This is a genomic window from Allobosea sp. 05L423, from assembly GCF_056397745.1.
Genome location: NZ_JBFTOA010000026.1, coordinates 43,811 through 54,108, shown reverse-complemented (window position 1 = coordinate 54,108; position 10,298 = coordinate 43,811). Strand labels below are relative to the sequence as shown.

Annotated in this window: 8 protein-coding genes; 2 read left to right on the top strand and 6 right to left on the bottom strand. The window is 66.5% G+C overall.

Features of this window, described 5'->3' with window-relative positions; genetic code table 11:
* The coding region (locus AC1DNE_RS28365; protein WP_476767078.1) for a HAMP domain-containing protein at window positions 1–1,508 on the bottom strand (1,508 nt) is incomplete at its 3' end.
* 172 nt (window positions 1,509–1,680) lie between these two features.
* Between AC1DNE_RS28365 and AC1DNE_RS28360 the strand changes: the two genes are divergently transcribed.
* The gene (locus AC1DNE_RS28360) at window positions 1,681–2,457 is read left to right on the top strand and encodes a DUF1499 domain-containing protein (RefSeq protein ID WP_441473653.1); all 777 of its coding nucleotides are present in this window, start codon (window positions 1,681–1,683) and stop codon (window positions 2,455–2,457) included.
* Window positions 2,458–2,560: 103 nt separating this feature from the next.
* Here the strand turns inward: AC1DNE_RS28360 and AC1DNE_RS28355 are convergent, their stop codons facing one another.
* Window positions 2,561–3,475, bottom strand: a complete 915-nt coding sequence (locus AC1DNE_RS28355; RefSeq protein ID WP_476767077.1) for an MBL fold metallo-hydrolase — start codon at window positions 3,473–3,475, stop codon at window positions 2,561–2,563.
* A 150-nt stretch (window positions 3,476–3,625) separates the two neighbouring features.
* Between AC1DNE_RS28355 and AC1DNE_RS28350 the strand changes: the two genes are divergently transcribed.
* Entirely contained in the window at window positions 3,626–4,249 is a 624-nt protein-coding gene (locus tag AC1DNE_RS28350; RefSeq protein WP_441473651.1) for a biotin transporter BioY, read from the top strand.
* A gap of 89 nt (window positions 4,250–4,338) precedes the next feature.
* Here AC1DNE_RS28350 and AC1DNE_RS28345 read toward each other — a convergent pair whose 3' ends face one another.
* The 4 genes from AC1DNE_RS28345 to AC1DNE_RS28330 form a co-directional block, all read right to left on the bottom strand.
* The gene (locus AC1DNE_RS28345) at window positions 4,339–4,476 is read right to left on the bottom strand and encodes a hypothetical protein (RefSeq protein ID WP_441473650.1); all 138 of its coding nucleotides are present in this window, start codon (window positions 4,474–4,476) and stop codon (window positions 4,339–4,341) included.
* 322 nt (window positions 4,477–4,798) lie between these two features.
* Window positions 4,799–6,139 (bottom strand): HlyD family type I secretion periplasmic adaptor subunit, encoded by a 1,341-nt coding sequence (locus AC1DNE_RS28340; RefSeq protein WP_441473649.1) that lies wholly within the window; start codon window positions 6,137–6,139, stop codon window positions 4,799–4,801.
* A gap of 51 nt (window positions 6,140–6,190) precedes the next feature.
* The gene (locus tag AC1DNE_RS28335; RefSeq protein ID WP_476767076.1) at window positions 6,191–8,260 is read right to left on the bottom strand and encodes a type I secretion system permease/ATPase; all 2,070 of its coding nucleotides are present in this window, start codon (window positions 8,258–8,260) and stop codon (window positions 6,191–6,193) included.
* A 28-nt stretch (window positions 8,261–8,288) separates the two neighbouring features.
* On the bottom strand, window positions 8,289–10,277 hold the full coding sequence (locus AC1DNE_RS28330) for a hypothetical protein (RefSeq protein ID WP_441473647.1): 1,989 nt from the start codon (window positions 10,275–10,277) through the stop codon (window positions 8,289–8,291).
* Between the last annotated feature and the right edge of the window lie 21 nt (window positions 10,278–10,298).

Below are 10,298 nucleotides of genomic sequence, written 5' to 3'. Positions count from 1 at the left end.
GTCTCGTTGATCGCGCCCTTCAGATCGGCGAAGCGCCCGCGATAGGCCGTCTCGACCCGGTTGGTCAGGTCGCCACCCGCGATCGCCGACAGCGTCTGCGCAAACTCCGTCGTCGCAGAATCAACCACCACGTTGATCTCGTTGATGCCCTCGACGAGCTCCTTCAACGGACCCTCCATGCCGCCGACCTTGGCCTGGCCGGAGAAGTTGCCGTTCCGGGCGTCGGCGACGATGGTTGCGACCTCGCCGAGCAGCTTCTGGACATGGGCGGCCTGCTCGGCATCGGCCAGCATAGCGAATTCACGGTCACGCCGGTTCTGTTCGAGCGCCAGCGCGTTCTCTCGGTAGGTTTCGAGCGCGCCGCTGAGCGCGCCGATTTCATCCGGCGAGGGAGCCGGAGGAATAGCCTGCGTGAAATCGCCCTGCTGCATGCCGTCCAGGGCGGATTTCAGCGAGATGAGCGGACGCACGACGCGTCGCTGCACACCGCGCCAGCTCAGGACACAGATGACGAGAAGCGCTGCGAGCAGGGAACCAACAATGCCGAGTTTCACCCAGGCCTGATTGAGCTTCTCGCTCGTCCGCGTGCTCATATCGTCGAGCGACTGGGTTACGGCCGCCACGATCGGCTCGAAGGGGGCGTTGCACTGCTTCGTCCACTCGTCGGCCGCGATGACGGGGGCGGAGCCTTGGCCGAGCTTGCCGATCAGCTCATCCATCTTGCGGTTCGAGGCGTTGACGTCTGCCGTCATGACACCGATCTTCCGGGTGAGTTCGCTGCCCACGCCCGGCCGTGAAGCGAGCTGCTTCAAGGTATCCAGGGAAGCGTTCGAGACGCCGCGCAATTCCCCGAGGCGGCGCAGCTGCGCGGCATCGAGCGCCTTGCCCGAGCCGAAGGCGGGGCGCAGCAGCGAGCATTGCGTGCCGTAATTGGCGCGAACGTCCCATCCTGTGGATTTGAAACCCTGAAGATCGGCCAGGATGGGGTCGGCGAGGCGGGTGGCATTGGAGGTTTCGTCCGATGCCTTGACGATGGCCGTCTCGATGGCGCCGACGCTGTTGTACCAGGGCATGGTAGCAGCGAGGCTGCGCTGGGCCTTCGGCTTGCCGGCCTCGGCATAGAGGTCGGCCATCTTGGCGTCGGAGAGCTTCTGCTCCTGCTGGATGCCGGCGATCAGCCCCTTGCGGTTCGGCAGATCCGTGTCCTGCAGCTGCCTGATCGCCTCGGCGATGCGGACGCGGCTGGCCTCCTCGATCTGCTTCAGGCCAGGGGTCGGGTCATCAGCGACCTGAATGCTGGTCTGCGCCTGGCCGCGGGCGGAGCGGATCATGTTGCCGGCGAGGAGCAAGGCCTTGTCGGCCTCGACCAGCTCCGCCAGCTGCATATTGGTGCGCACCTCCGCGATGGACTGCTCCGCCATGTAGGTCAGCGCGCCGATGCCGGGCACGCACAGGCAGGCCATGGTGGCCACAAGGTAGTTCTGGATCGACGAGGGGAAGAATTTCACGGCGGGACTCGGGAAGCGACGTGCGGCTGGGAAGGCGGTTTACGCAGGCCGAAGAGACGCCTCGGCGCGAGCCGGCGCCTCTTCGCGCCCAGCTACCGCCAATTTGATTAAGATTGCGCTTAGCTTCCGCCGCTGTCTTGCCTTCCTCTTCGTCCGGCGTCACCTAAAGGCGATGCATCGCCGTCTCGTCTTCGAGGAACCGGTTTCGCACGCCGCCATCTGGAGCCGGCGGCTGGCGTGGTTTTCGCTCGCGGTGCTGCTCTTGTCGCTTCTGCTCGTGCGGCTCCGTGAGCCAAGCATCGAAGGGCTCGCGCCTGTCGCCGGTGCCTACATCTTCGTCTTTGCCGCGCTGGGGCTGGCGATCCTGGCCTTCATCCGCATCTGGCAGTCCGGTCATCGCGGGGTCGGCATGGCCGCCTGGGCGATGCTGCTGTCGCTGGTCCTGCTCGTTCCGCTCGGCTTTGTCGCAGTGAAGCTCGTGACGAAGCCTGCTCTGTCCGATGTCTCGACCGATATCGACGATCCGCCTGCCTTCAGCCGCTCGCAGGCTGCGATGACCGCGCGCGGGGGGCGCGTGCCGCCCGACGTGCCGTCCGTGCGCCGGCGCGTGCAGCGTCAGGCTTATCCCAAGGCGGTGCCGATCCTTCTGGAGGTTCCCGCCGAGAGCGCCTTCGATGTCGCGCGCCGTGCTGCGACCGGGCTCGGCTGGCAGGTGCTGGAAACCGTGCGACCGGGCGGGCGCAGCGGGGCGGGGCGGATCGAGGCGGTGGCGCGCGGGCGCATCCTGCATTTCTCGGAGGACATCACCATCCGGGTCAGGCCGCGTGTCGACGGCAGCCGCATCGACATCCGCTCGGCCTCGCGGCTGGGCAGCCACGATCTCGGCGCCAACGCGGCGCGCATCGCCGCCTTCGTCGACGAGGTCGAGCTGCTGATGGACAACCGCTAGCTCGCCGCGCGTCCCATCGCACGCGAAGTGGCGATCTAGCCTTTTAGCATCGGATTTCTCCGAAAAGTGGAAACCACTATTCTGTCCGATGCAGGCGGGACGCTCAGGCCAGGCGGTAGCGGCTGGTCAGGGCGGGAACGGCGTCGCTGGCCTGGACCGCGCCACGCAGCACCAGATCCTCGAGCTGCGCCAGCACCGAGAGCGCAGCCGCGCCATGCAGGGCCGGCGCCAGGCCCTGATAGATTACGGGCACCATCGCGGCGATCGTCTCGTCGCCTTGGCTCAGACGGTTGAGAACCGCCGCCTCGCGCTGCCGGCGATGATGGACGAGCCCGCGCAGGAATCGCTGCGGTTCGGTGACGGGGCCGCCATGGCCCGGCCAGTAGCGTGCATGCTCCAGGCCGCGCAGCTTTTCGATCGAGGCCATATAGGCGGCCATCGAGCCGTCCGGCGGGGCCACGATCGAGGTCGACCAGGCCATGACGTGGTCGCCCGAGAACAGCGTCGCTTCCTCAGCCAGCGTGAAGGCCAGATGATTGGCGGTGTGGCCGGGCGTTTCGACGGCGGCCAGGCTCCAGCCCGGCCCCGAAACCGTGTCGCCGTCCTGCATCAGCCATTCCGGCTCGTAACCCGTGTCGGCGGCGGCATCGAGGACGCGGCCTTCGCCGGGGCCGAGTTCTCGGGAGGGGCGATGCGGCCCGCAGCCGACCACGCGCGCGCCGGTCGCCGCCTTGAGGGCCGGCACGGCCGGTGAGTGGTCGCGATGGGTGTGCGTCACCACGATATGGCTCACCGTCTCGCCGCGAAGCGCGGTCAGCAGGCGTTCGACATGGACGGGATCATCGGGACCGGGATCGATGACCGCGACCGTGCCACGGCCGACGATGTAGGTGCAGGTGCCGGTGAAGGTCATCGGCCCGCCGTTGCCGGCAATGACGCGGCGCACCAGCGGTGACAGTGTCGCGACCTCACCGGCCGGCGTCGTCGCGCTCCTGTCGAATTCGATGTCGTCCGCCATCTTGCCGTGCCTCGTCCGGGCCTGAGCCGATTTCGCCAGACCGGTTGCCCATTCCTGCAAAGCCTGCTCGCTTGTGAGGCCTAGCCGCATTTTCTATAGACGCAATAGCGGCCGCGGCGCGCGGTCTTTTCGGGAAAGGACGACAAGCCCATGGCCGATATGATCCCCATGCAAGCTCCGACGCTCGCCGGCACGCTCTTTCCCGCGGCGGGCAGCCGCACCGCCATGCTGCGCAATGTCGCGCTCGCCTTTGCCGGCAGCCTGCTCCTCGTTGCGGCGGCCAAGATCAAGGTGCCGTTCTGGCCGGTGCCGATGACACTGCAGACGCTGGCCGTGCTTGGCCTCGGCGCCGCCTATGGCGCGCGCCTCGGCGCCGCAACCATGGCGCTCTACATTGCGTACGGGCTGGCCGGGCTGCCTGTGTTCACCAATACGCCGCCGGTCGCCGCTGGCCCGCTCTATCTCGTCGGACCGACGGGCGGCTTCCTGATCGGCTTCGTCGTTGCGGCCGCGATCGCCGGCTGGGCTGCCCAGCGCGGCGCCTCGCTGCTGCGCCTCCTCGGCGGGCTGGTCCTGGCGGATGTTGCGCTCCTGGCCATCGGCTGCCTGTGGCTCGCCTTCGGTGCCCAGATGGCGGGCGGCGCGACGGGCGTCGGTTTCGCCAAGGCCTTTGCCTATGGCGTGCAGCCCTTCCTGCTCGGCGAAGCGCTGAAGGTCGCGCTCACGGCTTGCGTCGCCGGGGCGGGCTGGTCGCTGATCGGCCGGCGCGGCTGAGCCGGTCCTCCCCCGCTCGATAGGAACTCTCAAGACAAAGGCCGGGTCTGCACCCGGCCTTTTTGTTCGTCGGTGATTTGCGGCGCGGCCTAGCTCGTCGACTGGCCGCCACCACAGCTCTTGCCGTCATAGGGGCCGAAGAGCGGGGGGAAGTTCCCGCATTTGTCGCAGCCCGAGAGCGAGAGAGCGAGCCCAAGCAGGCCGGCGAGGAGGATGATGCGCTTCATGGCCCAACCGTTCGTTTCGATCCGGGTGGTAATCTAGAACGGGCCGGCGGTGTGCAACAATGGCCTCGACAGCCGAAGGTCGAGGTTCAGAGGCCGATATCCGCAAGCCAGCCCAGAATGCAGAACGCCGAGACGGCGATCAGGGTGATCATGGCTTTCGCGTCGTTGGGCCAGCGGTGCTGCATGCTTCGACTCCGTTACGGGAGCCGAAGCAATAGTCATACCATTTAACAGGGGGGTGACGGTTTCCCCGGTGCCTGGGAGCCCGGGGAAACCGCCGTCTCGACCGGCGAAGGCGATCTCGCCGGTCGACGTTCCGAAGTCAGGTCTCGCGGAAAGCCCGCGCCATGCTGTCCTTGAGCGGTTGCAGCAAGTACTCGAAGAAGGTCCGCTCGGCCGTCTGAATGTAGACATCAGCCGGCATGCCGGCCGTCGGCTGGAAGCCGGGAACGCTGGCGAGACTCCTGGCGTCGAGCCGGGCACGCACCACGTAGAGATCCGGCACGCCGGGGTAGGCGCGCTGCTTCTCGTCCGGCAGCGCGTCGGCGGAAATATAGATGACGCGGCCGCTGACCATCGGCGTCGTGCGCTGGTTCAGGGCGGTCAGCCGCACCGTGGCGAGCTGGCTGTGCTTGATCTTGTCGATGTCCTGGGGCCGGACACGCGCCTCGATGATGAGTTCGTCCTGCAGCGAGACGATCTCCATGATGTTCTTGCCGGCCTCGATGACGCCGCCGGGCGTGTGATAGCGCAGCTTGACGACCGTCCCCCTGACGGGAGCGGCGATTGTCGAGCGGTCGAGGATGCCCTTCACCGTATGGATGCGCTCGCGGACGTCGTTGAGGTCGGCGCTGATGTCCTGCAACTGGTCGGAGGCGAGCTTCTGGGCGTTCTTGCGCACGCCGTCGATCTGTTCGAGGGAGCGGGCGATCCGCTCGCGGGAATCGCCGATATCGCCGGTGATGCGCCCGGCTTCACCTGTCAGGCTGGCGGCCAGCCGCTGGAGCGAGAGCACTTCCGGCTTGCGGATGTAGCCGCGCTGCAGGAGCGCCTGCTTGCCTTCGAGCTCCTCCTTCAGCAATCGCGACTGCTGTTGGACGCCGGCAAGCTGCACCTTGCTGCCGGTGATCTTCTCCTCCAGCGCGTCGATGCTCTTCTGATGAGCGGCGATCTCGCTGGCCGTGTTGTTCTGCCGGGCTCTGAAAGCGATGAGCTGCGCCGCCATCAACGCGGCGATGTCGGGATCCTCGCGCTTTTCGGTCAGATGCTGGGGAAAGGAGAAGTCGCTGCGGCCGGCGACTTCCGCCCGGAGCCGCGTCTCGATCGCCTCCAGGCGAAAGAGCTTGAGCTCGTGGCGGCGCAACTCGGCGCGCGAGGAGGTGTCGTCGAGCTTGACCAGGGGCTGGCCGCTTTCGACCACATCGCCCTCATGGACGAGGATTTCCCGGATCACCCCGCCTTCGAGATGCTGGATCGTCTTGTTCTGGCCGGTGGTGACGAACACGCCGGTCGCGATGACCGCGCCTGCGATCGGGGCGGTGTTGCCCCAGACACCGAAGCCCATGACCGTCGCGGCGACGATGACGACGCCGCTCAAGGTGGCCATGCGCGTGCTGCGCGGCACGTCCGCATACCAGGGCTGCGAGATCAATTGACTAGCCATTTGCCCCTCCGTCTCCCCGACCCGTGCAGCGACAGCGGTCGCCCGTTCCCGTCAGTGCGGCTTCGGCGTACCGCCGTCGATGCTGCGCCGCCCGACGATCATCGGCAGGATGTCGTCGCGTGCTCCGATCGCCTGCACGGCGCCGTCCTTGATCATCATGATCTTGTCGACGCTGCGCAGCAGGGCAGGGCGCTGCGTGATCGCCACCACCGTCATGCCGCGCGCCTTTGCCCGCTCGAAGGCGCGCGCGAGCGCCACCTCGCCCAGCACGTCGAGATTGGAGTTCGGCTCGTCGAGCACGACGAGGCGCGGATTGCCGAAGAAGGCACGCGCCAGACCGAGCCGCTGCTTCTGCCCGCCGGAGAGCGGCGCGCCATCGATGCCGATCTGCGTCTCGTAGCCATGGGCGAATTGCGCGACCATCTCGTGGATATCGGCGATTTCGGCGGCCTCGAAGACATCGGTGTCGGAAGCGTCCTCGCGCATGCGGGCGATGTTGGCCTTGATGGAGGCCGGGAAGAGCTGAACATCCTGCGGCAGGTAGCCGACATTCTCGCCGAACTGGCGGGGATCCCAGTTGCGCTGTTCCATCCTGTCGAGCCGGACCGTACCGGCGGTCGGCGCGATCGAGCCGACGAGCATGCGCGCCAGGGTCGACTTGCCGCAGCCGGAGGCCCCGACGATGGCCAGCGAATCCCCGGGTTCGAGGCTGAAGCTGATGCCGTTGAGGATGACCTTCTTGGTCGGCGGCGGCACGTAGAGGATGCGCTCGACATCGAGGCGGCCCTTGGGATTGGGCAGCTTCAGGCGGTCGAGATTGAGCGGGGAGGCCTGCAGCAGCGCTTTGACGCGCTGGAAGGCGGCGCGTGCATGGATGAAGCTGCGCCAGCCTTCGATCGTGCCTTCGAGCGGCGCCAGCGCACGGCCGGCGACCACGGAGGAGGCGACCACCATGCCGCCCGTCAGCTGGCCTTCGAGCGAGAGCATCGCCCCCCAACCCAGCATCGCCACCTGCGTCCCGAGGCGAAAGAACTTGGAAGCGCCGGTCATCACGATGTTACGGTCCTGGGCGCTGACCTGAGCCTTCAGGGATTCCGCCGTTTCGCGGCCCCACATCACGACGCCCTCGGGGATCATGCCCATGGCGTTGATGACCTGCGCGTTGCGGGACATCGCCTCCGATTGCAGGTTCGCCCTGGTCGAAAAGGCGCTCGACCGCGCGAAGGGGGCTGCCGTGAACTGCTGGTTGAGATAGGCGATCACGAACAGGACGAACGCCGCAACGGTGACGATGTATCCGAGATGCGGGTGGATCAGAAAGACCGCCAGCAGATAGATCGGCGCCGTCGGCGCATCGAGCATGGTCAGGATGACCGGACCGGTCACGAAGCTGCGGATCTGCTGGAGATCGGCGAGCGTCTGAAATTCGCGGTTCGAGCCTGTCTGGGCCGCCTTGGCGGCTGCGGCGAGCACCGGGCCGCCGAGCCGGCTTTCGACATCGACCGCCACGCGCATCAGGATGAAGCGTCGGACCATGTCGAGCAGCACATGCGCCCCGATCGCCAGCATGACGATGATCGAGAGCATCATGAGCGTGTCGAGGCTGCGACTCGTCAGCACGCGGTCCGACATCTGGAAGAGATAGATCGGCACGGCGAGCACCAGCGTGTTCACCACGATCGAGAACACTGCCACGATCATCATGTTGCGCCGTGCGCCGGCGAGGCCCGCGCCGAGAACCTGCTTGAAGTCGCGATCGCCGAGGCGCTGCTCGATCGGCGTTCCGCCACCCGGGCCTCCTCCTCCGCGGCCCCCTCCACCGCCGCCCCGGCCCCTGCCGCCGTCAGAGGCCTTCCTCGGGGCCTCCGAGTCGGTCCTGGAGCGCAGCGGGACCGGCTCGGGCGCCGGCTGGCCGTCGCCGCGCGCATCCGCGCGGACATCCGCTTCCCTGCGAGGCGGCGGCGCCTCGATCCTCGGTGAAGCGGCCGGGCTGTTGGTGTTGGCGGTGTGGTCGACCGCGATAGCCGACAGCCCGATCGTCGGCGGCAGACCGACCACTCGCATCGGCTTGGCGGCGGCCGAAGGCAGTGCCGCGGACGTTGCTTCGCACTTCTCGGTCATGCCCCTTCCCCGTCTCGTCTTCTTGCTTTCAGACCATGATGTTCGACGTCAGATGATCGTGCTGGGCCGGGTCCGGTGGAGGCGCATGTCGGCAATGCGGCTCAGGCTGCTGCGTGGCGTGCTCGGCGAAGGCCACGAGTTCCGGAACGAGCGTGCTGGTGTCGTGGACCTTCACCGTGTCACTGTCGGTGACGATGTTGACCTGGATCAGCACGGACTCCTCATAGGCGTGGCCGCCGAGATAGTTCGAGGTCGACATCAGCCCGGGATCGACGATGAAGGCTTCGTTGAGAGCGCTGTTGCCGCCCGCGGCGACACCTTGCTCCGTGCCTTCCCTGGCGCTGGCTTGAATGCTCTGGTCGCCATCCACCATGAAATTGACCTGGGTGATGACGTTCGCATCGTAGTAGTCGCCGGCCACGTAGAGGATCTTCAACGTCCCGGAGGCACTGCCGTAAAGATGCCAATCGGCATTGGGCGTGAAAATCGTCTCTCGGGCGGCGAGCTGGTCTATCAGTTCGTGATGGGCGCCGAGCATCGGCCTGAAGGCCGATGCGTCGTAGGTCTCGATCGATGCGTTGTTGGTGAGGCTGTTGAAGCCAGTGGTGACCGTGGCGTCGTCGTCCGCATTGCCGGTGCTGTAGAGCTTGGCATAGTCGGGATCGAGCACGATGTTGTACTGATAGATCCAGTCGGCGCGATGGTAATTTCCGCCGATGACGATGACGTCATAGTCGGCGGCGCCGTGGATCTTCGCCAGGTTGAGCTGCTCGTTCCCGCCGGTGCGGAGATCGAAGTAGGTGCCGGCTTCCGCCTGGACGGTTCTATCATTGTCGTCCAGGCTGTTGAACTGAATGACCGACTTGATGTCGTAGAAGTCGCCCGAGACGACATCGACGCTCCAATGGGGCGTCGCCGCCGCGCCTTTGACGTCGATGGTCGAGTGATGAGTCACGAACTCCGCGATGTTGTGGACTTCGTTGCCGTGAGTTCCAATGACAGGGGAGAGTGAGCCAGCGATGGCGACGTCGACGTGATCGTTGTCGACCAGGATGTTCGTCTGAACGATCCCACGGCTGTAGAAATAGTCGCCGCCGACCATCATCGACCCGACAGCTTCGTTGGCGTCCACGATGGCGGCTGCATTGATCTGGACGTTGAGACCGGTCTCGGCCAGCGTCGCGACGCCGCCTGTCGGGGCCGCCACCTCCAGCTTCGCCTCCGTGACAGGCTGGGCGGGCGAATCCTCGGGCCGCCAGGGGGCGCTGTCGAGGACGGTCGGCACGATGGGATCGGGCGCGCCGACGACGCCGTCGACGATGCGCCCTTCCGGCGCTGCAGGAACGGTGCTGCCCTCCGGATAGGGGCTCCCGGTTTGTGCCCACAAGGCATCGCGCGCCGAAACCATCGCGATGATCTCCTGCGGCCCCGCATGGAGCGCTTCGTTCATATCGGGAATGCCATCCGGCGCGATGTCGTTGGCCTGATGGACGAGGGTCGCGAACTGGCTTTCGAGATGCAGTTCCGGCGGGACCACCGGGGTGCCGTCGGCATTGGTGACGGCATTCGACGTCACGAGATCGCGGTCATCCGCGATGTTGATCTGCTTGAGCTGCAGCAGGGTTTCATCCCCGCCTGCCTGATACTCGGCGACGATCACCCGCGGACCCGCATGCTGCGCAACGCTCACCTCGTAGGCGTCGAAAGGATGCGGCTTCAACGGCGGCGGAAGCGCCGGGAGTGCCTTGTTCGGCAGGCCATGGGGATCCGGCATGGATACCTGTGCGAAACTCGCATGCGGGTCCGAGGTCGGCGGTTCCTTGATCGTGGTCGGGACCGAGGTGAGCTCGTCGAAATCCAGCCCGCGGCGCGGCTCGCGAAGAAGGTCGTCAACGCCAGGAGGGAGGGGCGACGGTGCCTCAGCTTCATAGAAGCTCGATGTCCGCGCGACGGAATCGGACAGGCGGAGATAGCCGATGAACTGCCAGATCGTCTCGGTGAAGCCGCCGGCTTGCATGGCACGATCCTCCGCTGCGTC